Annotated in this window: 27 protein-coding genes and 1 pseudogene; 2 read left to right on the forward strand and 26 right to left on the reverse strand. The window is 56.6% G+C overall.

What is annotated here, in order from left to right:
• Nucleotides 1-36: 36 nt before the first annotated feature.
• Both ASD46_RS13310 and ASD46_RS13315 read right to left on the reverse strand, forming a co-directional pair.
• Nucleotides 37-1197, reverse strand: a complete 1161-nt coding sequence (locus tag ASD46_RS13310) for a CobW family GTP-binding protein (RefSeq protein ID WP_060642381.1) — start codon at nt 1195-1197, stop codon at nt 37-39.
• Between the two features lie 208 nt (nt 1198-1405).
• Nucleotides 1406-2464: a D-alanyl-D-alanine carboxypeptidase family protein gene (locus ASD46_RS13315; RefSeq protein ID WP_046205618.1), complete on the reverse strand. Its 1059-nt coding sequence runs from the start codon at nt 2462-2464 to the stop codon at nt 1406-1408.
• Between the two features lie 224 nt (nt 2465-2688).
• Between ASD46_RS13315 and ASD46_RS13320 the strand changes: the two genes are divergently transcribed.
• A complete protein-coding gene (locus ASD46_RS13320; RefSeq protein ID WP_013761804.1) occupies nt 2689-3852 on the forward strand; it encodes a M20 aminoacylase family protein in 1164 nt (387 codons plus the stop codon).
• A 559-nt stretch (nt 3853-4411) separates the two neighbouring features.
• A complete protein-coding gene (locus tag ASD46_RS13325; protein ID WP_045019021.1) occupies nt 4412-5185 on the forward strand; it encodes a hypothetical protein in 774 nt (257 codons plus the stop codon).
• Nucleotides 5186-6029: 844 nt separating this feature from the next.
• On the opposite strand, the gene ASD46_RS13335 is transcribed toward ASD46_RS13325, so the two are convergent.
• The 24 genes and pseudogenes from ASD46_RS13335 to ASD46_RS13435 all read right to left on the reverse strand — a co-directional run bounded on the left by ASD46_RS13335 (nt 6030) and on the right by ASD46_RS13435 (nt 22647).
• On the reverse strand, nt 6030-6356 hold the full coding sequence (locus ASD46_RS13335; RefSeq protein WP_060642383.1) for a hypothetical protein: 327 nt from the start codon (nt 6354-6356) through the stop codon (nt 6030-6032).
• Complete coding sequence (locus ASD46_RS13340; protein WP_035227820.1) at nt 6340-6792, reverse strand: hypothetical protein; 453 nt, start codon at nt 6790-6792, stop codon at nt 6340-6342. The genes ASD46_RS13335 and ASD46_RS13340 overlap by 17 nt, the downstream gene beginning before the upstream one ends.
• A gap of 147 nt (nt 6793-6939) precedes the next feature.
• Entirely contained in the window at nt 6940-7194 is a 255-nt protein-coding gene (locus ASD46_RS13345; RefSeq protein ID WP_060642384.1) for a hypothetical protein, read from the reverse strand.
• Nucleotides 7194-8195 carry a glycoside hydrolase family 19 protein gene (locus ASD46_RS13350; protein ID WP_060642385.1) on the reverse strand — a complete coding sequence of 334 codons (1002 nt, stop codon included), beginning with the start codon at nt 8193-8195 and terminating at the stop codon, nt 7194-7196. Before ASD46_RS13350 ends, ASD46_RS13345 begins: the two co-directional genes overlap by 1 nt.
• 34 nt (nt 8196-8229) lie before the next feature.
• The gene (locus tag ASD46_RS13355; RefSeq protein WP_060642386.1) at nt 8230-8604 is read right to left on the reverse strand and encodes a hypothetical protein; all 375 of its coding nucleotides are present in this window, start codon (nt 8602-8604) and stop codon (nt 8230-8232) included.
• Nucleotides 8601-10283: a fusion protein gene (locus tag ASD46_RS13360; RefSeq protein WP_060642387.1), complete on the reverse strand. Its 1683-nt coding sequence runs from the start codon at nt 10281-10283 to the stop codon at nt 8601-8603. Before ASD46_RS13360 ends, ASD46_RS13355 begins: the two co-directional genes overlap by 4 nt.
• Nucleotides 10283-10501 carry a hypothetical protein gene (locus tag ASD46_RS13365; RefSeq protein WP_060642388.1) on the reverse strand — a complete coding sequence of 73 codons (219 nt, stop codon included), beginning with the start codon at nt 10499-10501 and terminating at the stop codon, nt 10283-10285. The genes ASD46_RS13360 and ASD46_RS13365 overlap by 1 nt, the downstream gene beginning before the upstream one ends.
• Before the next feature lie 221 nt (nt 10502-10722).
• Nucleotides 10723-11142, reverse strand: a pseudogene (locus tag ASD46_RS27775) (phage tail protein); the annotation flags it as partial.
• A gap of 461 nt (nt 11143-11603) precedes the next feature.
• A complete protein-coding gene (locus ASD46_RS27785; RefSeq protein WP_323455118.1) occupies nt 11604-12236 on the reverse strand; it encodes a hypothetical protein in 633 nt (210 codons plus the stop codon).
• A complete protein-coding gene (locus ASD46_RS27790; RefSeq protein ID WP_323455119.1) occupies nt 12190-13779 on the reverse strand; it encodes a phage tail protein in 1590 nt (529 codons plus the stop codon). Before ASD46_RS27790 ends, ASD46_RS27785 begins: the two co-directional genes overlap by 47 nt.
• 37 nt (nt 13780-13816) lie before the next feature.
• On the reverse strand, nt 13817-14245 hold the full coding sequence (locus ASD46_RS13375) for a GNAT family N-acetyltransferase (RefSeq protein ID WP_060642389.1): 429 nt from the start codon (nt 14243-14245) through the stop codon (nt 13817-13819).
• The gene (locus tag ASD46_RS13380) at nt 14245-14910 is read right to left on the reverse strand and encodes a hypothetical protein (RefSeq protein ID WP_060642390.1); all 666 of its coding nucleotides are present in this window, start codon (nt 14908-14910) and stop codon (nt 14245-14247) included. The genes ASD46_RS13375 and ASD46_RS13380 overlap by 1 nt, the downstream gene beginning before the upstream one ends.
• Before the next feature lie 9 nt (nt 14911-14919).
• Nucleotides 14920-15564 carry a hypothetical protein gene (locus tag ASD46_RS13385; RefSeq protein WP_060642391.1) on the reverse strand — a complete coding sequence of 215 codons (645 nt, stop codon included), beginning with the start codon at nt 15562-15564 and terminating at the stop codon, nt 14920-14922.
• A 3-nt stretch (nt 15565-15567) separates the two neighbouring features.
• Entirely contained in the window at nt 15568-17826 is a 2259-nt protein-coding gene (locus ASD46_RS13390; RefSeq protein WP_082546195.1) for a tape measure protein, read from the reverse strand.
• Nucleotides 17827-18172: 346 nt separating this feature from the next.
• Nucleotides 18173-18319: a hypothetical protein gene (locus tag ASD46_RS27080; RefSeq protein WP_156390041.1), complete on the reverse strand. Its 147-nt coding sequence runs from the start codon at nt 18317-18319 to the stop codon at nt 18173-18175.
• A 32-nt stretch (nt 18320-18351) separates the two neighbouring features.
• The gene (locus ASD46_RS13400; protein WP_323455120.1) at nt 18352-18732 is read right to left on the reverse strand and encodes a gene transfer agent family protein; all 381 of its coding nucleotides are present in this window, start codon (nt 18730-18732) and stop codon (nt 18352-18354) included.
• Nucleotides 18732-19181 (reverse strand): phage tail tube protein, encoded by a 450-nt coding sequence (locus tag ASD46_RS13405; RefSeq protein ID WP_060642395.1) that lies wholly within the window; start codon nt 19179-19181, stop codon nt 18732-18734. Before ASD46_RS13405 ends, ASD46_RS13400 begins: the two co-directional genes overlap by 1 nt.
• A gap of 23 nt (nt 19182-19204) precedes the next feature.
• Entirely contained in the window at nt 19205-19627 is a 423-nt protein-coding gene (locus tag ASD46_RS13410; RefSeq protein WP_060642396.1) for a DUF3168 domain-containing protein, read from the reverse strand.
• A complete protein-coding gene (locus ASD46_RS13415; RefSeq protein WP_060642397.1) occupies nt 19624-20088 on the reverse strand; it encodes an HK97-gp10 family putative phage morphogenesis protein in 465 nt (154 codons plus the stop codon). The genes ASD46_RS13410 and ASD46_RS13415 overlap by 4 nt, the downstream gene beginning before the upstream one ends.
• The gene (locus ASD46_RS26555) at nt 20085-20435 is read right to left on the reverse strand and encodes a phage head closure protein (protein ID WP_082546197.1); all 351 of its coding nucleotides are present in this window, start codon (nt 20433-20435) and stop codon (nt 20085-20087) included. The genes ASD46_RS13415 and ASD46_RS26555 overlap by 4 nt, the downstream gene beginning before the upstream one ends.
• A complete protein-coding gene (locus tag ASD46_RS13420; RefSeq protein WP_060642398.1) occupies nt 20410-20601 on the reverse strand; it encodes a hypothetical protein in 192 nt (63 codons plus the stop codon). The genes ASD46_RS26555 and ASD46_RS13420 overlap by 26 nt, the downstream gene beginning before the upstream one ends.
• Before the next feature lies 1 nt (nt 20602).
• On the reverse strand, nt 20603-20899 hold the full coding sequence (locus tag ASD46_RS13425) for a head-tail connector protein (RefSeq protein WP_060642399.1): 297 nt from the start codon (nt 20897-20899) through the stop codon (nt 20603-20605).
• 10 nt (nt 20900-20909) lie between these two features.
• On the reverse strand, nt 20910-21197 hold the full coding sequence (locus ASD46_RS13430) for a hypothetical protein (protein ID WP_060642400.1): 288 nt from the start codon (nt 21195-21197) through the stop codon (nt 20910-20912).
• Nucleotides 21198-21258: 61 nt separating this feature from the next.
• Entirely contained in the window at nt 21259-22647 is a 1389-nt protein-coding gene (locus ASD46_RS13435; RefSeq protein ID WP_156390043.1) for a phage major capsid protein, read from the reverse strand.
• Nucleotides 22648-22649: the final 2 nt, after the last annotated feature.

A 22649-nucleotide genomic window follows, 5' to 3' on the forward strand; every position in this document is an offset into this window, starting at 1 on the left:
TGCCCCGCCCGCGGGTTTCAACCACCGTTTTGCGACCTAAAACCTCAACCCCGAAACCGCCAGCGGATTGTCCGTCATCGCCTGCCTGTCCGGACGGTCGATGCGCGGCGTGCCGGTGAACGCAGCAAACAGGTCCTGCACGAACGCCTCCGGCAAATCCTTGGTAATCAGCACCATGCGCGTGCGCTGGTCAGACGGGTCCGGCCATGCCGCGAGGCGCTCGGGTGTGTGGAAAATGTTCTGTACCCCGTGCAGCACAAGGGGTCGGTCTGGATTGTCCGACAGCTTGACGACGGCCTTCATCCGCAACAACTTTTCCCCATGCGCCGAACGCAGCAAGTCCACGAACATGTCGATCGCCATCGGGGCTATCGGCTGGTCGTGAATGATCGAGAAGGAACGGATCGACGCGTCGTGCCGGTTCACATCGTGGTGGTGATGGTGGCCATCGTGGTCGCCATGATGGTGGTGGTCATGATCGTGGTCGTGGTCGTGGTGATCGTGGTCGTGGTCGTGGTGATCGTGTTCCGCCTCTTCCCCCAGCCAGCGGCCGACATCGGCATTTTTACTGCCGGGATCGTAAAGACCGTTATCCAGCAGTGCGGCAGCACTCCAATCCGCCCGATCACCATCCTCGATCGTCGCGCGCGGGTTTAGCGCCTGAAGGCGGGCCGTCAGCGTGGAAATTGTGGAAGCATCGGCAAGCGCGCGCTTCGTCATCACCAGCCGATCGGCCACCGCCGCCTGCTTCACCGCTTCCTCGTGATTATCGAGTGTGGACAGGCCGTTCACGGCATCCACAACCGTAATGATGCCGTTCAGAACGAAATTCTGCGCAATCACCGGGTTGCCCATGACAGACTGCATGACGGGAGCGGGATCAGCAAGACCAGTGGTTTCGATCACGACACGCTTCACCGGCTTCAGCTTGCCGGTCTGGATGCCGTCCATCAGTTCCGCCAGAGTATCCACCAGCTCGCCGCGAACGGTGCAGCAAAGGCAGCCTTCCGCCAGTTCGATGATGCCCTCGCCTGCACTTTCAACCAGCATATGGTCGATGCTGACATCGCCGAATTCATTGATGATGATCGCGGCGTCGCTCATATCGGGGTCTTTGAGAAGCCGGTTGAGCAGCGTCGATTTTCCGGCGCCGAGAAATCCGGTGATGATTGAAACCGGTATGCGATCGCGAGACATGTCTTGCCTGTATGTTGATGGCCGCTCCGGCAGATCGTTGGCCGATATTAGATCCGGAACCGCGCAATAATCACAAAAAATCGCCCGGGGCCTGAAGGCCACGAGCGACACTGTAATATCATAACAAACCGAAGCTGCGAATACAGATTCCGCGCAGCGTTCAGGCTTCGCGCGCGCCCTCATCCATAAAGAGTGCGGTTAGGCGAAATCAGAATGTCGGACGCGGGATCGGAATCGGCACGTTGGCCACTTGTCCCTTGGCGCTCGCACCCTTGGCGGTGTTGACCGCCACCGTCTCACTGCCGGGAATGAGACCCGCGAAAGAATATTCCGGCGGACGGGTCATTTCCGTAACGTAGGGCGAATGGATGACCATGCGGCCGGTCTCGTCGCGGCTTTCGCTGCGCACCTTGGCCGCCTTCGGATTGCAGATTTCGGCACTGACGTCGTTTACCTCGGCGGTATCGCCATAGGGTGCCAGCGAGGCGAGTGAAACGCCTTGGCCCGAGGGCGCCGTCAGTCCCATCTGCAGCAGATCAGCGGACTGGTCGGTTCGCCCGGCAAGGCTATCTGCCCCCAGCACCACAGTTATGACCGAACGGCCGTTGCGCACGGCGGAGGACACCTGGTTGAAACCGGATGCGCAGATGAAGCCGGTCTTCATGCCATCTGCGCCATCAAAGCGGCCAACGAGCATATTGAAGTTGGCGTAGTCCTTCTTGCCGGTGGTGACACCTTCCAGCGAGAAATAATGGGCATATTCCGGGAATTCCCGCTTGATGATCAACGCCAGAAGCGCAAGGTCACGCGCCGTCGTATATTGGCCCTTGCCGGGCAGGCCGTTGGCGTTGATGTAACGGGTGGAGCTCATGCCAAGCCGCTGCGCCTGCGCATTCATCTGCGCCACGAAATTATCGCTGGTGCCGCCGATGGTTTCGGCAATCGCCACAGCGATATCATTGGCGGATTTGATAAGCAGCAGCTTCAGCGCGCTGTCCATCGTCAGCTTCTGGCCGGGCTTGAAATACATTTTCGAGGCCGGCTGGTCGGCCGCCTTCTTGCTCATCACCACTTCCGTCTGCGGGCTGAGCTTGCCGGCCTTCATCTGCGAAAAGGCGATATAGGCGGTCATCAGCTTGGTCAGCGAGGCCGGATACCACTTGCGGAACGCTTCCTGGTGGGAAATCACCTTGCCGGTTTTGACATCGACCACCATTTTCGGATTGGCATTCGCCACGGGTGCAGCGGCAACAAGGCCGGCGGTCATGATGGCAATGGCTGCGGAGAGCCGTCGGGCGGCGTTTGGCGATTTAAGATTCTGTGGCAAGGCTTATCCTCGAATTCCCGTCTTCAGTCAGGGAATGGCAATATTCACCATATATGTCCTAGCAATGGCAAAGTACATTGATTACGTCAATTATGCGGCGCACTATCCACCGCGGAGGATAGGCTTTTACGCCATGCCGCACCGATGAACCCAGGAATGAACGAATGCCGATTTTGAACAGAGCCGCCGAACTTCAGCAGGAAGTCAGCGAATGGCGGCGTCACCTGCATGAAAATCCCGAGATTTTGTATGATGTCGACAACACCGCAGCTTTCGTTGCGGACAAGCTGAAATCTTTCGGCGTTGACGAAATCGTGACCGGTCTTGGCCGCACGGGCGTGGTCGGCATCATCAGAGGCAATATTCCAGGCAATCGCACCATCGGTTTTCGGGCGGATATGGATGCTCTTCCCATCCTTGAGGAAACCGGCAAACCCTGGGCTTCCAAAACCGCAGGCGCCATGCATGCCTGCGGCCACGACGGCCACACCGCTATGCTGCTTGGCGCCGCCAAATATCTCGCGGAAACCCGCAATTTCACCGGGTCCATCGCGGTCATCTTCCAGCCCGCCGAAGAAGGCGGCGCGGGTGCGCTCGCCATGGTCGAGGACGGCCTGATGGAGCGGTTCGGCATCGATGAGGTCTACGGCATGCACAATATGCCGGGTATTCCGCTCGGCTCGTTCGCCATCCGCAAGGGCGGTATCATGGCGGCACCGGACAAGTTCTCGATCACTGTCAAAGGTCGTGGTGGCCATGCGGCCCAGCCGCACCGCACGATCGACCCGATCACCATCGGCGCACAGATCGTCGGCAATCTGCAGATGATCGCCTCGCGCAATGCCGATCCGATCCGATCCGTGGTTGTGTCCGTCACACGCTTTCACGCCGGCTCCAGCCACAACATCATTCCCAACGACGCGCTGATTGCCGGCACGGTGCGTAGTCTGGACGAGACGGTGCGTGATCTCGCGCAGGATCGCATCAAGCAGATGGCGGAAGGCATAGCGCTTGCAAATGGAGCGGAAGCCGAGGTCGTCTATGAGCGTTATTGCCCGGTTACCTTCAACCATGCGGACGAGACCGACCACGCCATCCGCGTCGCCCGCGATGTAGCTGGTGGAAAGAACGTCGACCCCGATGTCGACCCTTCCATGGCGGGCGAGGATTTTTCCTTCATGTTGAAGGAAAGGCCGGGTGCCTTCATCTTCATCGGCAACGGCGATTCGGCCGGCCTTCACAACCCTGGATACGATTTCAACGACGACGCCATCGCCTACGGCATTTCCTATTGGGTGAAACTTGCCGAGCAACGCCTGACGAACTGACTGCCGGGACGCAAAGAAAGCAGAGGAACAGATCGACCGCGATAAAGAACGCGGTTGATCCGCCGGCTACGGCAGGTTAAAGAGCAATTCAGTGTCCACGTAGCTCAGCAGGATAGAGCACAGGATTCCTAAGACAAATTGGGGGTTGCGCCCGGAAACGACGCAATCGATCTGCTCAAAGTCGGGGAAAGCTTCGCTGGTCTTCCAGCATGCCAATCCCGAGCCAAGCTCCGGAGAAATCCGGTGAAGGTGTAGAGACTGGATGGGCAGCACCTAAAAGCCGAAAGGCTCACGGTGAAGGGACAGTCCAGACCACGAACGTCCTATCCAATGGAGATGGGCGGCGGCTAAAGCCGAAGTGGTATGAATCCTGGGGTCGGAGGTTCGAATCCTCTCGTGGACACCAAAAATCATGATGATTAATGATGTAAGACGTTGATAAACATCATTAATTTTCATGGAACACAATCTGACGATCCCTCACCGACTACCCTGTGAGCGCCGTTGTTTTCATTGAGAAACCCATGACGCGCCCCTCACCTAATGCGAGGGGAGATTGATGAAGAGGACTGCTTTGCCTTTAAATTTTCATCATCTCAAACCGCGCCCTTACGTTCTTGTTAACGGTCTCAGCGTGGCCCTCCAGAACATTCAAGCGGTGCTTTCTCGATACACGGTTTGCGTGGTGGCTGTGAATGACGACCCCACCTACCCGGTAACTCTTTGTGGCTCTGGAACCTTGCTATGTTATAGCGGGCGGCTCTACATGGTTTGCTGCTATCATCAGGTCAAAGATGTGGATCTCAGTCGGATTGGGATATTTGCTTCCGATGAAGCTGTCGTCATAACGGCTTCAGGCGTCCTGCAATTTGCTCAGGATAATGTATCGGAGGCCAACGATATAATTGCTTTTGACTTCACTGAATCCGTCAAAGGGACGCCTTCCCTTCAATCTCTATTTTTTAATTTCAGAGCCATTCCTCCCAATGCCCCAAGTACTCACACTGCATTTTTGCAGGTGGCTGGCTTCTCTTTTGAGCATCAAGAATACCACCTTGGCGAGGAGGAAAGTCGGCTTGGTTTGGTCAAAGTCAAGGTTATTTATCAGCTGGAAAGGCCCTCGAACGATCGCGCAGTGCTTGTTCTAAGAACGGCGGAGGGGCCGTTGAATTTCAACCCAAACGGGTTAAGCGGAGGCTCAGCGTTTTCTGTGCAATTTGTGAATGACAAGGCAATGGCGTTCTTCGCGGGGATGATATGCCGAGCTGGCGCGAGTGAGGCCTATATGATTAAGAGCAACTATATTGAGGCCGCTCTGCGATCGTCTCGATAGCGAGTTTAAGGGTAATATGCACCGCAGTCCCGGAGAGACTAGCAAAAGAAGGCTTTTTCAATTGGTTAACTGATCGGTTAGCCACATAATTTCACGATGTGTTCCGCAAGGTCTGGCTAACCAGATTGACTCTCACTCGCGCAAGAACATAATAAGAACATGCTTAAGAGTGAGATCGATCAAAATTTTGAAAATTGGTGGAAGACAGCGAGGGGCGCAACCGACCAGGACAAAGCCCGGATGCGCCTTGCTTTTGTCGCAGGATGTCAATTCGTCGACAGCGCTAAGCCAAAGACATATCGATTTCAATCCGGCCGGTGGGTTATCAACGTTCAAGCGACATCGAAACGTGAGGCAAAGATAATTGCCTCTGCAAAGCTCACACAGCGCGCCACAAAGCTACAGGCCTCGCCACCCCCGGGAGGCTGGAAACTGCGGGAACTGGATATCCATCAATGAGCGACCAGACGAAAGCCGGAGACGGCATCCATGAGAACCACTGGTGCGAGCATCCCGGTTGCAAGAAGTGGGGAGGCTTTGGTTTCAGTCGGTCCAAGGCCGAGAGGTCATCTTGGCATTGTTGGGAACACTATCCACAGCGGGATATGTTCAAGGCCTCGTAGCCACCTCACACTGGGGTGCGAAGCTTCCCACCGATATTCAGCTTGGGAAGCTTCGAGAACGGCGAGGGATTACAATGTGGCGTGTCACTCGACTTTTGTCTCATCGGGCAAGATCAGACACGCTTGTATCGATAGAATAAGCGTGGTTTAACGCCGCGCTCTCTGTGAATTGAGCAAATAGCAAACCCGCCAGCAGTACGAGGCTGCTGGCGGGTTTCTTTTTACCCGCCTCGGCGGATCATCTCCTTTTGGAGATCATCGACTTGGTCACTCAGTCGATCAATGGCATCGCAGATCTTGTCCGTCCCGCGCTCAAACGACTTTCGCATATTGATGGCTTCAGCCGTATGCGCCCTGACCGCCTCGGCGGCATTATTAAGTGCAGTGGGATCGACGATGACGGCAGCAACCTGCGCAGAGGCCTGACTTCTTTGTGGAGAAGTGTTCGCACCAGCAGAAAGCCCAAAGTGCCTCACGGCAAAAATCACAGCCAGCGTCACACCAAACACAACAAGCGCCAGAGGCGGAAGATCAGCCAGTTTTTCCATTGCGAGCTTCTCCCTGATCATGCGCCGCGCGGTGGATGTTGATCAGCTCTCCAATGGCGAAGAGCGGATAGATGGCAATCCACGTACTGATGACTCCGGAAGATGCAAAAGCGTATGCTATGCCTGACCAGATCATGCACCCGGCTGCTGCCGAGAATTGCCGTATCTGTGGTGTGACGTTCTTCCTGGCGCCATTGATGACGAGGCCAATGATACGCAAGCACCCGACGACAAACATGATCCAGCCAAGAAAATCCTCCGACGGCACGATCTCGTTAAAGCCCATAAACGCCGGTTGATTGAAGGTTTGCGATGGAAGGAGAAGAACCCAGCCGAAGGCGATGAGATGCCCAGCCATGAACCATTCCATCATGCGTGGGCCGAAGCGGTGCTGGATTCGCACCCACATTCCCGTGCCCTGATATCCGCTTTCCATTGTCGCCCCCGCTGTCATTTCCGGCAAGCAGCGTCTTGGCTGCACTGGCGATTGTTGGAGTATATTGCGGGACCGGCTGTCGGATCCTGTGAAGCGAGACGTGCGGCCTCTGCGTCCGAGAACTGAACGCGCTGATAGCCAGATCCGTTAGTCGCAGGCGCTGTCTGGCAAGCCGCTATCGCGCATGAAAGCAAGACAACGATGACGATCCGACATATTACGGAAGGAGGCATTGTTTTTCTCCATCGTGTTGATGCGCTCAATGGCAGCTTTTGCCGCCTCGATCTGGGTGACTGATTTGCCCTCGCGCTTTCCGATCTGAAACGACGTAATGGAAAGCAAGGCAGCGCCAACAACAGCCGCCGCCCCGATCTTGAGCCAGTTGGGAATAAGCTTCCACATCAGGCCATCTCCCGCACCTGGTCAGACACCGCCTTTGCGTCAGACTTCTTGCGCCAGAGGAGGAATGCGGCGGCCAGAGCGAAAGCCAGAAGCACAAGGGCAAGATTTTGCCACGGCATTGAGCCAACAGCAGCCAGACCGGAAGAGAGGCCGCTCCCTGTCACGACAGGCACGATAACTTCTTTCGATTTCCACCAGGGCGCATCGAGGCTGGGTGGCGTGACAGCCACAGGCTTCTCTTCAGTCACCGGAGCCGCCTTGATCTGAGCTTGCGCGACCTGCGCTTTCGACGCGAGGTCGACCAGCGTCAGATGAATGGCAGCACGCGTCTGCGGGCCGTCGAGACCATCCAGATTGCCGGCGTACTTCCCTGCTCGCTTTGCGGCCCCCTGAAACCCTCGAATGTCCTTGACATCAAAGCCAAGCACCACAAGGCCGAGGCGGGTATAATAGTCGAGCCGATCGGCGAAACCGTTCAGGCCGCCATTGATGCGGCGCGTGATCATCTCCGCATCGTTACGGTCGGCATAGCGGTTGAGGCTCTTGCGATCGGGGTTACCTTCATCCCAGTACCAGATGGCAGAAAGACCCTCCCACGGATCTGTGTTGATGAGATCCGGATTGGAAACGAAGTCGGTCGGATTGAGGTCCTTCCGTTTGCACCATTCGTGAAAGGCACGGATGTTGTATCCGCCTGTCACCTGGATAGGTCCGCGACCACGGTTCTTGAAACCGTCCCCATCTTTTGCAGGCGTATTGCCGAGGTCGGAGCGGGTATCATATCGCTCCTGTGCCGGCGTCGGCCCCCAGATCTCGCGATCGTACTTGAACGAACCGCTTTCGTGCATCAGCTGCGCGAGGAAAGCGACGACGCGGTGAGGCAGATCAAGGCCGAATTCAGACCCGTACTTGCTGAGCGCCATCATTACCGAGTTGAGGTTGCTTTCATTCACGCGCGTTTTCGCAGCCGCACGCACCTGCGCGGCAGTTACAGCCGTCATCGAAGTTCTCCTGATAGTTTTTATAGTCGCCGGGTTACGCTACCGGCCAAGCGATGGGGGCGATCTCGCCAAGGAACTGTTCGACGGTAGGCTGTGGCCGCTGGCCTGCCTGCACTTTTGCAAGCTCACCGTAAGCATAGAACCAGACGTTATCCCGCCACGCGACGAAGGCTTGCGCTTCTGCCGCCCATTTCGACTTTGTTGATCCGAGATAAGACGCCAACGTCACACCATCGCGGAACTGACGCTCACGAGCGGTGCTGTCAACGAGGTCTTGAATGGCGTTTTCGTAGTCGGTGATGGTAGGGGGAATTGGTTCAGGGGGTATCCCAATTTCGGCAATCTCGTCGGCCGTCATCGGGCGTTCAGTTGCTTCGCCTGTTTCGGCGTTGAATATCGCAATATTCATCCGCGAATTCCTTCAAGATAAATCGTTCCAGACTGGGCTGTGGTTCCATTTAGATAAAATCTAAGAGCATTTTGAGCGGTTGCGCGCTTGTGCGCCGCACCTATCATGCGAACATACCTATCGGTTGAAGTGCTAAGCCTGCTGCTCACAAAAGTTCCAGCATTTCTAACCTGGTTAAATTCGTAGATTACGCACTCCGCCAAAGTCGGATATCCAGTATTTCCTCCATGATAAAGGAAGAAGTTGCTAGAACTTAATCCGTCAGTTGTTTCACCAACGGCTCCACTTCCAGAATTAGGCGCTCTCGTGCCTATGAACGTGTAAAGAAACTCATCGCTATCTGATCCGAAGGTGGAGCCGTTGTTTTCCGAGAACCGGATATTCATATCGTTATTGGCGTTGAAAACGCCTACGCCGTTAACTCGAAGCGTTCTGTATGCTCCAAGATTGGTAATGTCCAAAACACTCAAACCGGCGATATTATAGGAGCCTATAAACTCCCACCCACCCAAGACCTGACGTGCCTGCGCAGGCGTCAAATCTTCGACATTCCCAGTTCCCGCCGTTAGCCGCCCTTTAATCGCAGGCGCAGCGAGCTGCGACAAAAGTGCATTGCCAACCACATTGTTAGGCGCCTTCTTGAGAAGATTGCCGGTAGTGTCAGCAAAGACCGCCAAGTCATTGATCGCAACGCCACCGGCGGGCCCAACAACATCACCCGTACCAGAACCATCCGTGCCCTTGCGAGCCAGCAAGCGCCAGTAGGCGTTGCTTTCAGTCGGCAGCACTGGCGGCGCGTTACCCGTGGTCGCCTGAAGCGCAAGCCATGTTGAGCCATTGTTGAGAACGATATCGTTCGCCTCATAGGCCGTCGCGCCGCTGTAGGTGCCGCGATCGACAACGCCAGCGGTTCCAGAACGGGCGAACAAGAGCCACTGCGTGTTCTCGGTCGTCGGAAGCGTCGGCGGCGCGTTACCGGTCGTGGCAACCTTGGCGATCCATGTAGAGCCACCGTACTGCACGATATCGCGAATCGCGTAAGCGGTCCCTGCGCTGTAGTTGCCGCGCTGGTTGATGCCAGCAGGACCAACAGGCCCAGTCACATACGAAGGCGCGCTCCAGTCACCCGACGTTGCCGAGTTCTTGAAATAGAGCGCAGATCGGCCGTCACCGATGTCGATGACGAGCACAGCGAAACCAGCCGCAGCGCCATTGTACGCCGCCCTACCCGCAAGGTTGGCCACGAACGCATCGTACTCGACGCCCTGAACCAGTGCCGCTTTATTGATCGTACTGAATACGCCCGGACCGATACCAATCGGAATATCATCCGTACCGACAGTGATCTCCGACAAACCCTCAAGGTTGCCATTGCTTAAACTGGCCAGCAGCCGACGCATGGCCTCAACAGCCGCGATCGTCGGCGAGGTCAACTCGACCTTGTAAGGCGCGTCCGTCTGGGCAGGACCGGGCCAGTCGTCGGCAAGCAGCAATTCCGTATCGCTGATGATCTGCTCGATGACGATCGGGCGGCCAACGTGGATGCCGTATTTGTCGCCAGCCTTGATCGGCGTCAGTCCGGCAACTTCTGTCAACCAGCCGGTCCCGATACCGGTAACCGTGCGCGAGCCGACAGCGACGGTTGTCGTGCCGTCGCCGTACCATGTGGTGTTCGCCATTATTGGGATGCTCCGTCGTTGGTCTCGCCTTCGCCTTTTGCAACGCGCAGATCGGCCTCAAGACCGTTGATCTTGTCGAGAAGGATCTGGTTTTCTTGTTTCTGCATCGAAAGATGCTGGGATAAAAGCAGAGTGCGCTGCTTCAAAAAGCCTTCGCGCACTTCTGCTTCATGCAAGGCGACGAGAGCGTCGACCTGCATCTGACTGCCGGTTGTCATGGGATTTCCTTGTGACTAGCGCCGAAGAACCATGGCGATGAGGCGGGCTGAGGTTGATAGGTTCACCGGTGCGAACCTGCTTATTCTGAACGTGGTTTGCGTCCTTCCCGAAGGGGGAACGAAAATACGGAAAGATGAAGCTGACACGATATCGCCATTGTTAACGCCAGGGTTTACCGACCCGATCNCTGACTGCCGGTTGTCATGGGATTTCCTTGTGACTAGCGCCGAAGAACCATGGCGATGAGGCGGGCTGAGGTTGATAGGTTCACCGGTGCGAACCTGCTTATTCTGAACGTGGTTTGCGTCCTTCCCGAAGGGGGAACGAAAATACGGAAAGATGAAGCTGACACGATATCGCCATTGTTAACGCCAGGGTTTACCGACCCGATCGACCCGATAACCCCCCCGTCGGTATCGTTGTTTATGTCGTAGCGAATTTGCGCGCCAATCTGGTTATTTGCGGTGACGAGTTCGCTGGAATAAAAAAGGTATATCCTCGGAGCCCCGGTGCCATGGTTCACAACCAAGCTCTGCGGCGTGCTGCCAGACTGCGAAACTTCAAACGCATCTGAAATAGCACCAGAAGCAATATTCGACGTTCCAACCTGAAGGTTGCCGATATAGGCCTCCTCAATGTTNCTGCCAGACTGCGAAACTTCAAACGCATCTGAAATAGCACCAGAAGCAATATTCGACGTTCCAACCTGAAGGTTGCCGATATAGGCCTCCTCAATGTTGACGTTCCCCAGTACCGAAGTGAATGCCGACAGCTTGTTGACCCTGATGTCGTTAGCGTAGAGCACTCCGTCCTGAACAACGAATGGCTGCTTTATGACCGACATATCGCCGCTGGCAATGACGAATTGGTCAGCGAAGCCAACCAAACGTGTTGGGCTGGACGGGTTCGCGGGAACATCCAACAATAGTGCTGCAGAACGATATTGACCGTCGTTGACAGCTGCCGTCACGCCGTATCGAGCCGCATAGCCTGCCGGTGTGGCTAAAGCCGCGAAGGCGATATTGACTGAAGCACTATTTCCGCCCAGTGCAGCCGTAAGTGTTTCGACCTTTCCGGCTACGGCCATCGTTTCATTAACGGCTAGCTGGATATATTGACTGAAGCACTATTTCCGCCCAGTGCAGCCGTAAGTGTTTCGACCTTTCCGGCTACGGCCATCGTTTCATTAACGGCTAGCTGGATATCCTCGCGATATTCAGCTCGGGCCGCGCCTAGCTCGACAGAAAGCTCTCTGGCGAGATTTCGGGTGTCCTTGTAGGCAACCGTCGCCATTTCCATTTGAGCGGCTATCAGGCCGTCAATGGCGTCCTGTGCGGTTCTGGTGCTGTTGCGAAGCCAGCCAAGAGCCTCACCTATGCCGGTGAGATCGATATCGACGAAAACATCCTTGTCAGAAAGCAGAATGTTAGGCGTGATGACCGGGATAAATCCAGACCAAAGAACAGGCCTATCGCCACCGGGAATGTAACGCCCGCGAACAACGTAGCTTTCGTTCGGCAAAAGGCTCTGCGAGATCAGCATTGAGCCGACTTGTGGTTGGTCCGTTCGGCCTTCAGACACCTTCTCCAGCGACGCCTGTAGTCTGACCTCGTATTCGATGCCAATCACATCATCGAGGCGCCCATCAGTATTGTCCCAGGTCAACCGGATCGCCGGTCTGCGATCATCACCAGCCGCGTCCTTGATGGTGGCCGGTTCTGCAAACCAGTCCACGATTGGCTGCGGCGTCGGACGAATGACGCCCGTCAACGGGAGGCTGGAAATCGGCACCCGTATTCCAATCGTAGTCAGCCGGATCAACCTCAGTAATGTCGACCATGACATCGAGGTTGGCGCGATCCGCCACACCGTCGAGGCGCATCAGTTTCGCGATGTAACCGTTACGCTCAGAAGTCCACGAGAACACCGTACCCGGTGTCGCGTAGGCCCAGAAGCGTGGAGGCAGAACAATCGTGTGCCTCCGGAAACGCCTGGCCTCTTCTAGCGCCGACCTCATTAGCCGCTGCACCTGCTCCGCATAGGGAACGAAGTTCAGATCGACGTCGGCCATCAGACGACGATTGCCGTCGATCGCTTCAAGGTCAGTCCGATAGAGCGGCGGCGCAGTCTTTGATACCCAGCCGTCTTGCGGAGAAGGATAGTTTGCCGAAACACCGTTGATGGTGTCGGCCAATCCAAGGAACGGCGTGAACTCCTGCTCTTCAGTGGACAGGATATCGTCGTCGGTGAATGCGATAACCGGAGCATCCGGAGCACCAGAATGCAGGTAGTAGACGCCACCAACTTCCGAAATCTTGCCTTGGCAGGCCGTGAGCAGCGCCTCAACGGCAGACGTCAGCGGAGCCTCGACCTGGACTTCGCCGCCGCTTCGGTAGGTGTTTACCCATCCAGTGGATTCTAGCGTACCGGCGCGGTGCTTCTCGATCTGCGCAATCCACGCCAAAGCAGGGAGGCGGGCCGCCGACATGTTCTGCAGGCCGTAAAACCACTGGCCGTTGTAGCTGATGCCGCGCAGCAGATTGTAGATCTGCACCGCCGGCAGAAAGTCGCCGTCGCCGCCCCACGTCGCCGGATCGGCATAACGCTGGCCACCTACACCGCCAACGGTGCTGTCGCGAGATGGATCGTAGAGGCGCATTCCCTCAAGCACGAACTTGAAGGACGGTATGCCGGAGAACATGTTCTTGGAAACGCGCGCCGTGACAATGGCATAGGCAACGCCGCGCCCAATTCGGTCAGGGTTCCACCATCTGTTGCCGTTCGATACTGACGTAAACAGGAAGCTGTCGGCAGTCGTCTGGGTGCCGTCGTAGAACTTGAACCAAAGGCTGTCTGGATACTCGTTGATCGCATAACCGCGCTCGGTAAGGGCGCCAAGTGTCATACGCTCGCCATTTGCCCAAAACTCAACTACCCCACGAACCGGCATGTCCGAGACCGCGATAACCTGCGTCAGATACGCATTCGGTGTATCACCATCCTGCCCCCACGTGTTGACGAATACGAGAGAGCCAGCAGTCGCAGTACGGCCCAGAATGAAGGAGCGAGGAACATCACCGCCGCCTTGCAGTGTGCCGTTGATCGAGAATGTCGGGTCTTTGGTCTTGCCTGCCAAAGACTGCGCGAGCAGACTGACGCCGACGCCAACTGCCGTTTTTAGCAGAAAGGATCCAAAAGCGCCGAGCGATCCTATAAAGCCAGAAACAGCCGATACCGCGCCGGATATCGCAGCGGCGATACCAGAAAAAATAGCCATCGATTTTCCTTCGGATGCGCCGTGCGCGCGCCAGCCGCTAAAGCGGCTTCATGAAGTGTGTTTCGACGGCGCTGTAGCCGCGCCGCTCGTAAAGGCTGGAAACGTCATTGGTTGCCAGCGATGCCATCCCGACAGAGACGCAGCCGACTGAGCGTGCCCATGCCTCGTAGGCGTCAAGCATCTTGATCGCGCCCCGGCCTCGGGCCTCTGGCGATACGAACCAGACCGTTTCCTTTGCAATGCGGCCAGCACCGAACGGATGATCAAAAGCAACGGCCATCAGAACGCCCTGCGCACGTTCGCCTGTGACCAGAACGCAAGCCATTGGAGAACGCATGTGCTGCTTAAACAGCTGGTCTGCGTAAGCCGCCTGAAACGGAAATGTGAAGCCAGCGGCCTCATGACTTTCGCGCAACAACGCGACCACGCGGTCGCGGTCCTCGGCAGTAGCAAATCGAGCTTCCATCAGAAGATCCCAAGAAATTTCTTGCGCTTCGGCTGCGTCGCGACCTTGCCCTTTTCAGAACCCCAGAAGAATTCCCATTCAGACGAAGTGTCCGCATCCTGATAGAATGCGTCACCAGCTTGCCGGAGAACCTGGGTGGCGTGACTGCGTGTGGCCGGATTGGATCGCGTCATTTCCTGCGTGTGGCTTGCGCAGACCATCGTCACGCTGCCCTCTTCGTTTTCACTCGGCGTCGTGATCGTGATGGTGTCGACGAAACCGACAAAGCGACATTCGGCAGGCGCCACCATCTGGCGACTATCCGGATCGAACAGTCCACGGAATATCTCGACGCGAGCCTGCTTGCAGTCGTACAGGCGAACCAGCGTCTGCACATGCTCACTCACCTGCGACAGGCGGATATTGACGTTCTGCACAGAGAGGTTCGCGACCAGCGGAATGTCGTCGATCTGAACCAGCGTGCCGGATCCGTACCAGTCACGCGTGACAGGCAAGCCCGTGTCTGGATGAACCACAGCCGCAGACACGTTGCCGACGTCCGACCACATGCCATCGGTGACCGGCGCACCAGTTGCTCGATCGCGCGCGACAAACCAGAGGAAGTCACGAGCCACCAGTTGCCGCGCCTCAAGCGCAGCAAGGTTTTCTGCTGAGATATTTCTCATTGATTTCCCTTAGCGGGCTTCAATCGCCTGAAACGTGACAGTGCCGCGACCAGTAGCCATGTCGGCAGTCGTTGAAATCGAACCGGGCACGATTGCCATGATGCAGGATGGTTTCACCAGCGTTGCAGCAACAGGCGCCACCACTCCCGGCCAAAGGTGCGGGCGAACCTCAAACTGCGTTGTCACGCCGCCAGCGCTCGCCGTCATAGGTTCCATGACCACGTGCAAGTCTTTGTCGCCAATCTGGATATAATCGCCGATTGAGACCTTGTAGCCAGCAGGCAAGCCCGAGAGCGAAACCGCCTTGCGATTGGCGGCGATAGTTGCCACCTGGGCAACGCCGTTGAAAGCGCCGCCTGTTGGCCAACTGCCGTTCGGATACGCAACAGGAAAACAGCGAGACTTCGGGAACGCTCGGAAAGTCTTAAGGCCGTTTTCCAGACTTGTCAGGCGCGCCCGCCAGTAGTCCAGTTCATTCGGCTTCAATGACTTCGACTGAGCCGTCATCTGCCAGAGCGGAGAACCCAGATCCTTAACGATCGTCTGACCGCCGACGGTACGAGATTGTTCCTGCCGCCACAAAGGATTGAACTCGGTCGACCAGCCGGGGAACTCGTCGAAAAATGAAGTTGGGAGCGGATAAGCGATTGTCATGCCCTACCCCAACTTCACATTGCCCGTCTGGGCTTTTCGGACGGTTGCAATGATGTTTGCCTTCAGGTTGGCGTTTGTCTTCTCAAGACCCGCCTGAATGCGAGCTACCGCCGCAGCGTCAGCGCCACGCGCGTCTATATTGTATCTCGGAGAGAGGGTAACTGAACTTCCACCACCTCCAAGAGACTTCATGTTGGGCAGGCTAGGCGCAGTGAGTTTGTGGTTTGGTATAACCTTTTCGCCACCACCGAACCTAACAACCTCAGGGCCTTCCTCGCCAACAATAGCTAGACCGGCGCGTGCCGAGTTGGTTCCCTTCGCATACATCGGCACGCCGGAGACGCCGCCCTTTCCGCCACCACTAAAAAGGCCGCCAAAAATGCTGGACAGCAATCCACCGCCGCCACCTCCTGCCGCATTATTGACCTTAAATATGCTGCTCAACACATCGTCGAGCAGTGCATCCCCGATCTTTTTCAGACTATTGGCGAGAATGTCGGCAGCACTGGCGCCTTCAACAAAGCCATCGATAATGCCACGCGTCACGTCCTTTGCGGTAGCCATTGCTTCTTCGGCACGCTGGCGGATTTCATCCTGCTTTTCGGCCAGTTGTTCAGAGGCCACAACTGCGTTGGCATAACCGGCCGCAAGCTGCTCTATACTGGCCGTCAGCTCGGGCGTGATCTTCACGCCAGCTTCCTGGGCAGCCGTAAGTAAATCCTGCTTGGCCCTCGCAAACTCCAGCGTGAACCCGTAATCATTCAGCAGAGGATTGAGGCTCGCCTGCGCTTCAGTTTCCGCCTTCAATGCCGAAGTGCGTTTTGTGATCTGCTCGACTTCGCGAGCGTATTCATCCGCTCGCTTCTTGCTGGATTTTCCGTCCTTGTCGGGCGCAACCTGGTACTTCTTGTCAGTAATGTCGATCGGCGTAAATTTCTTGCCGCTGACAGTTTGGGTCTCTCCACCCCCTACAACGACGGGCGCACTGGTGGGATACGTCAGCGGCTTGTCATTCAGCGTACTCTGAATGATGCTGGACGCGGTTCTGTTCTGAATCTCTTGCAGAGCCTTGATTTGCCCCTCAATCTGCCTGATTTCAGCCTGGCCTAGAACGTTCGCCGGATTGGCTTTGATCTCCGCAATCTGCTGTTCAAGTTCCAGCCGCTTCTGGGTGTTGTCAACGAGCTTCTGACTGCCTTTGACGGTGGATTCAACCGTCAGTGCGCCACCAAGAGCAGACAATTTGCCGTCGCCGTCACTGTCTAGCGCACCGATGATGCCGCCGCCAATATTCTGCAGCCCACTAATTCTTCCAATCCACTCGCTCATGTTCTGAGCAGCAGTGGCGCCTTCGTTCAAGAGCTTGATGATGGCGCCGATATCCGAAGCCAGGCCATTCATGTCGACGCTGTTTATAAAACTCGCCATGTTGTCGATAGCGGAGCCGAACGTGTTCGCGGCTTGCGTGGATTCATTGAACCTGCGGACTGAGTTTGTGAGGGCAGTGCGCAGGTTCTCAAGTCGCTGATCGACCGTAAACACCGCCCCCGCGACTTTTTGCTCAAGGACAGGTGCGCCGGCATTTAGCCCATCGAATAGCGCCTTTGATGAAAGCTTACCTTCAAGCATGATGTTACGGAGCTTGGCAACGGAGCCTTCAGCTTGCTTGATGCCCGCCGCCGCAGCTTGCAGAATGGTCGGCGCTCCCTCGAGAATCGAATTGAACTCTTCAGCTCGCACCACACCCCCACCTAGAGCTTGCGATAGCTGCAAGAGCGCACCAGATGCCTCCTGGGAGGACTGGCCAGAAGCGCGTAGCGCAAGGGCAACATTACCGGAAAGGCTGATTATCTCGTCAGATGAAACGCCGAGTTCTTTTTGAACGAGTGACACACGCCCATATAGCTGCACCATAGTCTCAAGTGGGGCGGCATTCTTCTGGGCTGCCGTGAACAGCTTTTGATACACTCCCTCAAGCTCTTCGCCTGCAAGGCCAGCCACCTTGAGTGAGTTAGTAATCCGAGTGCCGCTATCTGATAGCTGGCGAAAACCCTGGGCGCCACCGATAAGAGCAAAGGCTTTCGCGGCGCTGGCAGCAATTGCAGAATAGCCGGCAGACAGCCGCTTATTCATGGAAGAAAACCGGCTCTCAATCGCTCGCGCTTGTTTTGTCGTTTCGCCGCGAGCTCTCGCGAGAGCACGTTCATAACCCCTAACGTCAGCAGAAAGCTGGACGACAAGGCGTTCAAGGTCTGTTGCCATTTGCGAATGAACCTTTTAGCTTTTACTCAAACGGGGAGGGATGCGACGGTGGGAACTCAAAAAAAGAGAATGTTTTGTGAAGAAGAAGTGCGCATGGTCCTTGCCGAGAGGCAGACGCCCAATCACGTGCTGCACCTTCTGCTTTCGGTCGTGACCGCTGGATTTTGGATTCCTGTATGGCTACTCGTCACTCTCTTTGGCAGCAGCGCCTACAAGTGCCCGAGTTGCGGTGCCCGCACCCTTGGTTACGTTCCAAAAAAATACAAAGACGCGTTGACTAACAATCAGAGCGTCCAGAAACCAAAGCAAGACTTGGACAACTTCAGGTCATGGTAGTGGGGGTCAGTTACCCTTGCACCCAATCCCATAGCTCATCGATTTCCTTTGCCGTCAGAGACCCATCGTCCGGCGTATTTACCTCGACGTATCCATCAACGGTCGCCATGAACTGCCACGCCGTCATGTCGTTTACCTGCTGCGGCGTGAAGCCCATGACAGCGCCTGTCCCGTAGATCGCAGCAAACCTCAGCTTTCCGTTAGGGAGTTCGTCGAGCTGTTTTCCGTTTGATTTGCTGCGTCGCCCTCCCCCACCTTCTCATCCAGAGCGCCAGTGAGGCCAGCAGACAAAATGACCTGAGCAGGGATGAGATTTTCCATCGGCGGACGCTCCTCGACGTAGCGCCTAGCAAGTTTTAGCGCGAGCGACGGCTCCATACCGCCACCGATCAGGCCCAGCCTGATGATGTTGGCAATGTCTTCGATGCGCCATGCGCCGCTGTGTAGTCGTTGGAGAACGACATATGGACCAGCGTCGCACTTCTCCTGAAGCTCAGCCAATTGGCCCCAGGCAAGACGAAACGAATGTGTCCCGTCTGCCCAGTCGAATGATATGCGAGCGTCCCGCATTATGGCGCCGCCGGTGTCGTGACGCGGACCATTTCGCCGTCGCTCTGGAGGGAGACATTGTTGGTTGCGCGCTGACCATTATTGGCGCCGACCTCCATGCTCTCGATATGCATGCGACCGCTCCACGTGATCGTCTTTGCCGGAAATTCCCATTCAACCTTGACGGGGATGCTCTCGATGCTCTCGAAGCCTTCGAGCCAAGTGTCGACGCTTTCCGAAGCAAGAACGCCTTCCCCGGAAATTCCCATGGAAAGCGAAGTCGCGTCGCGACCGACCCAATCGACCTTATCGGGGTCGTCGCAGTCCGGAATATTGACTTCTTCGAGACCCTTGTTCAGCGTGATCGACCGCTGCGTGAAACCGCAAGGCGCCGAATACACGATAGGGTTGGCGTCGTTCCCGAGGAGCACACGAATCTTGCCCCCCTTGATGGTGGTTGCCTGAGCCATTGCGGCCTCCTGTGTTGGCAGTTTTAGTGATGTTCGATGCCAGCACGGTAAGTGCTGACTATCTGGGTGGTCAGGCCGTCAGGCGCGCGCAGATCGCGGCGACCGTCGAACTCGAAATAGACAAGAGAATTGTCGGCCAGCGATAAACTCTGATCGTCCAAGGCTTTTTTCAATGCCTTGGCAATCTTGCGCCCTTCCATGAATCCGGGGTCGCGAGACCATGTGTCCAGCTGGATCACCAGCTCTGACGCTTCGAGGCAGTCGGCGTCTTCTGGTAAATCTTGCACAGGACCGAACGAAATGTAGGGAAAGGTCGCAGTGATCTTGCCATCGACTGTAGGAACCAGATCATAAATCCGGTTTCCGACGAGTGCAGCGACATCGGGATCGGCTTTCAAAGCGTTCACGATAGCCACCTGTAGTTCATGCGCGGCGTCATCTGTCATGATCCGGAGGCCACTTTCTTTGCTGAGTCCCTGACGGCCTTGGATACGGCACGTCTGGCGCGACGCTTGTTTGCCCTCCACGACACGTAGAAGAATGGTTGCGCGGTAGTGCCCGGATGAATCGATCCCGCAAAAAGGCCGCTGTTTTCATGGCGCGCGGTGCCAAACTCCACCCACCTGGCATAATAAGCTTCGCGGTTGCCGGCGTAGATGGTCAGCGTCATCCCGTCCTCACCTGTCGACTTGATAGAGGCCAGAGTGATCGAGCCCTTTGGGGCCTTACCCCATGTCCACCCGATGCTATCCCGCAACTTGCCGTCATCGACCGGCGCCAGATTTTTCATCATCGTGACGATCTCGTCGGCGGTCTTTTCCATCTGCTGGCGGATCATCTGCCTTGCAACTATTGGCAACCGAGCCAATTTGCGCTTGAGGCGGTCAAGGCCTTGGATTTTGGTCATCCGCTTGCCACTCCGCTCTGACAGAGGAAGTCGAGCCATTGCCGGTCCGTCGTCGGCGTCACATCACGGATATTGAACTCGGTTCTGGATCGAGTATCCCTCACCCGCCAGTCTGTATCCACCTGCCGTGTCTGCGAAGACGAGCGAACGAATATGACCTGTGTGTGCTGCCCTTGAAGGCGATCAGCCATGACGCTTTCGCCCCCACGCAAATGCGCAAAGCCTGCCCGCGCCTGAAACTGTTCGACCCACTGACCAACAAAGACGCCATCTCCTCGGTCTATCTCTTCCCGCTTGTCGAATGCCACGCGGTGGAAAAGGTCACCCGCTGATCTGGGTTTCGCCATTGCGCTGCGCCTCCGCGTCCTTGCCTGCCCACTTGGCCTTACCGGCGGCGACGGCTTCCTCTGCGCACTCGCGCCTTACGGTTCCTTCCCAACCAGCCTCGTAGGCAATCGTCACCTGAGGCGTGGGTTTGTAGTCGAAATTCTCTGTAAATTTCACGCGAGCCATATCAAACCCTCAACCATCTATAGGGATCAAGAAGCAGCCTGCTGGCAGACGGCAGGCCATCTCTTCCGCCGCGATTTTCATACATGTCCGTCACGGCGATCATGGCCGCGACCTTGAACACATCACCTTTGCCAAAAGGAACGAGGGGAATGTTGCAGTACTGTAGAACTGTCTGCTCGGCGGCGTCCATGTAAGTCTGGATGGTGACGTCGTCATCGTCGAAATCGACGCGCAGATGCTGCTTAACTTCCGCGAGCGAATAAAGTGGTGCCAGAGTTGCGATGACGACGTCAGCCATAGTGGCAATCCTATTCAGAGGTTTTCAGGTTCTGTTCCACCGCTTCACGGCCCGACAGCGTTGGATCGTTGAAGTCGATGCGATTCTGCGTTTCCGACGTCCCCTTGCGAGGATCGGCATCGACGGCAATGTGCGTCGGATCGACATCCGGCACCGACTGGACCGGCGCACCGGACGGTGAGAATTCAGACGCGGCAGGGATGTTTGCAGCCTTGCTGCCATCGGGTTTTGCGGCAGGTGTCTTCGCTACAGTTCTCGCTGTGACAGCCTTGCCGGTAGAAGTATTTTTGGTGGCCATTTCGCTATCCTCCATTGAGGTCAGGGTGAAAGGCGGCAGGAAAATCTGCCGCCTGCGCCGCTTAGGGGTTCACGGCGATCTTGAGCGCACGCATTGGCTCCGGATTGTAAACGCCGCCACCAACGCGTTTCGTCGTGTAGAAGTGCACGAACGGCTTGTTGGTGAACGGGTCACGCAACACGCGGATGCCGACGCGATCGACGACCAGATATGTCGCTTCCATGTCGCCGTAGAGCGCAGCAATCGCGTTCGCGGCCACGTTCGGCATATCCGGGATTTCGACGATCGACTCGCCGGCCAACGTTGCGGGCTGACCCGCGGCAAAGGAAGGCTGCCAGAGATAGTTACCCTGCCCGTCCTTCAGCTTGCGCATGGATGCCTGAGCAAGTCGGCCCGTGAACAACTTGGCGTTCTGCCGGTAGACAGCCGGGATCGAGTAGAACAGGTCAATAAACCCATCCGACGTGAGGGCAGCAGCAGCGCCGCTGTTGATCACCTCAATGGCACCCCAGGGGTGGCGCGCAGCGTTGGCGGCGCCAGTGACGTATGTGAGAACGCCATGCGGCTTGTTGACGCCATCGCCGGAAAGGAAGGCAATACCTTCCTGACGGGCAAATTCGGTGTCGACTTCGGCGCCAAGCCATTCTTCCAGGTTGATCGCGGAATCATCGAGCAGCTGCTGGGAAATGGCAGGGTTGGCGTAGATTTCTCCGAGCGGGAAATCCAACTGACCGATCTGCGGCGTTGAAGTCGCAGGCCGCGCGGCAGTTTCACCGACCCAGCCGGAACCGATGGCGCGATCGGTAAAAAGCTTTTTGAAACCGGCGCCGGTAATCGAAATCACGCGGGCGTTGGCACGGATGGGAGAAACGAGCTTCAGCTTGCCGGTAATGGTGCGGTCCCATTCAACGGGAGCAAGATAGCCGCCGTCCTCGGCAACGCCCTTCGTCATCGCTGACTTCACGTCGCCTTTCCGCATATGTGCCTTGAAGGCATCGACATATTCGGGGTCGGCAGGAATGTCACCAATGACGCCCGAGCCGATATCCGCAGCAGCGAGCTTGGCATTGAGGTCGTCGATAGCTTTCTGAAAGTTCGTCTGGAGATCGCCGACAGCGGTGTTGATGCGCTCGACTTTCTCATTGACGACCACGTCGTCGGTTTTCGCTTTCAGCTTTTCATCGTTCGCCGCCTTGAAATCCTCGAAGGCCTTCGTCAGGTCGGCAAGCATCTTCTTCGGATCAGACGCGTCGGCCCGAGGCCCAGCGGATACGGCGCGTGGGCGGTCAGCGAGCGGATTAGCAAGAGCGAATGCGCCGGCGACAAGCGCAGCCGGAAGCATCGCAGGAACTGCCGCTGCGGCTTGGACGATTTCGCCCATAGCGTAGGCATTGGCAGCAGTCAGGCAGGCCGTGGCGACGATCGCCACGAGCGTGAAAAATCGCTTCATCT

The sequence above is a fragment of the Rhizobium sp. Root491 genome (assembly GCF_001427205.1).
Lineage (GTDB): Bacteria > Pseudomonadota > Alphaproteobacteria > Rhizobiales > Rhizobiaceae > Agrobacterium > Agrobacterium tumefaciens.

Coding starts and splice junctions, on each gene's coding strand:
- ASD46_RS13310 (WP_060642381.1), bottom strand. CDS start 1,197: ATGTCTCGCGATCGCATACCGGTTTCAATCATCACCGGATTTCTCGGC.
- ASD46_RS13315 (WP_046205618.1), bottom strand. CDS start 2,464: ATGACCGCCGGCCTTGTTGCCGCTGCACCCGTGGCGAATGCCAATCCG.
- ASD46_RS13320 (WP_013761804.1), top strand. CDS start 2,689: ATGCCGATTTTGAACAGAGCCGCCGAACTTCAGCAGGAAGTCAGCGAA.
- ASD46_RS13325 (WP_045019021.1), top strand. CDS start 4,412: ATGAAGAGGACTGCTTTGCCTTTAAATTTTCATCATCTCAAACCGCGC.
- ASD46_RS13335 (WP_060642383.1), bottom strand. CDS start 6,356: ATGGAAAAACTGGCTGATCTTCCGCCTCTGGCGCTTGTTGTGTTTGGT.
- ASD46_RS13340 (WP_035227820.1), bottom strand. CDS start 6,792: ATGGAAAGCGGATATCAGGGCACGGGAATGTGGGTGCGAATCCAGCAC.
- ASD46_RS13345 (WP_060642384.1), bottom strand. CDS start 7,194: ATGTGGAAGCTTATTCCCAACTGGCTCAAGATCGGGGCGGCGGCTGTT.
- ASD46_RS13350 (WP_060642385.1), bottom strand. CDS start 8,195: ATGACGGCTGTAACTGCCGCGCAGGTGCGTGCGGCTGCGAAAACGCGC.
- ASD46_RS13355 (WP_060642386.1), bottom strand. CDS start 8,604: ATGAATATTGCGATATTCAACGCCGAAACAGGCGAAGCAACTGAACGC.
- ASD46_RS13360 (WP_060642387.1), bottom strand. CDS start 10,283: ATGGCGAACACCACATGGTACGGCGACGGCACGACAACCGTCGCTGTC.
- ASD46_RS13365 (WP_060642388.1), bottom strand. CDS start 10,501: ATGACAACCGGCAGTCAGATGCAGGTCGACGCTCTCGTCGCCTTGCAT.
- ASD46_RS27790 (WP_323455119.1), bottom strand. CDS start 13,779: ATGGCTATTTTTTCTGGTATCGCCGCTGCGATATCCGGCGCGGTATCG.
- ASD46_RS13375 (WP_060642389.1), bottom strand. CDS start 14,245: ATGGAAGCTCGATTTGCTACTGCCGAGGACCGCGACCGCGTGGTCGCG.
- ASD46_RS13380 (WP_060642390.1), bottom strand. CDS start 14,910: ATGAGAAATATCTCAGCAGAAAACCTTGCTGCGCTTGAGGCGCGGCAA.
- ASD46_RS13385 (WP_060642391.1), bottom strand. CDS start 15,564: ATGACAATCGCTTATCCGCTCCCAACTTCATTTTTCGACGAGTTCCCC.
- ASD46_RS13390 (WP_082546195.1), bottom strand. CDS start 17,826: ATGGCAACAGACCTTGAACGCCTTGTCGTCCAGCTTTCTGCTGACGTT.
- ASD46_RS27080 (WP_156390041.1), bottom strand. CDS start 18,319: ATGGGCTTCACGCCGCAGCAGGTAAACGACATGACGGCGTGGCAGTTC.
- ASD46_RS13400 (WP_323455120.1), bottom strand. CDS start 18,732: ATGCGGGACGCTCGCATATCATTCGACTGGGCAGACGGGACACATTCG.
- ASD46_RS13405 (WP_060642395.1), bottom strand. CDS start 19,181: ATGGCTCAGGCAACCACCATCAAGGGGGGCAAGATTCGTGTGCTCCTC.
- ASD46_RS13410 (WP_060642396.1), bottom strand. CDS start 19,627: ATGACAGATGACGCCGCGCATGAACTACAGGTGGCTATCGTGAACGCT.
- ASD46_RS13415 (WP_060642397.1), bottom strand. CDS start 20,088: ATGACCAAAATCCAAGGCCTTGACCGCCTCAAGCGCAAATTGGCTCGG.
- ASD46_RS26555 (WP_082546197.1), bottom strand. CDS start 20,435: ATGGCGAAACCCAGATCAGCGGGTGACCTTTTCCACCGCGTGGCATTC.
- ASD46_RS13420 (WP_060642398.1), bottom strand. CDS start 20,601: ATGGCTCGCGTGAAATTTACAGAGAATTTCGACTACAAACCCACGCCT.
- ASD46_RS13425 (WP_060642399.1), bottom strand. CDS start 20,899: ATGGCTGACGTCGTCATCGCAACTCTGGCACCACTTTATTCGCTCGCG.
- ASD46_RS13430 (WP_060642400.1), bottom strand. CDS start 21,197: ATGGCCACCAAAAATACTTCTACCGGCAAGGCTGTCACAGCGAGAACT.
- ASD46_RS13435 (WP_156390043.1), bottom strand. CDS start 22,647: ATGAAGCGATTTTTCACGCTCGTGGCGATCGTCGCCACGGCCTGCCTG.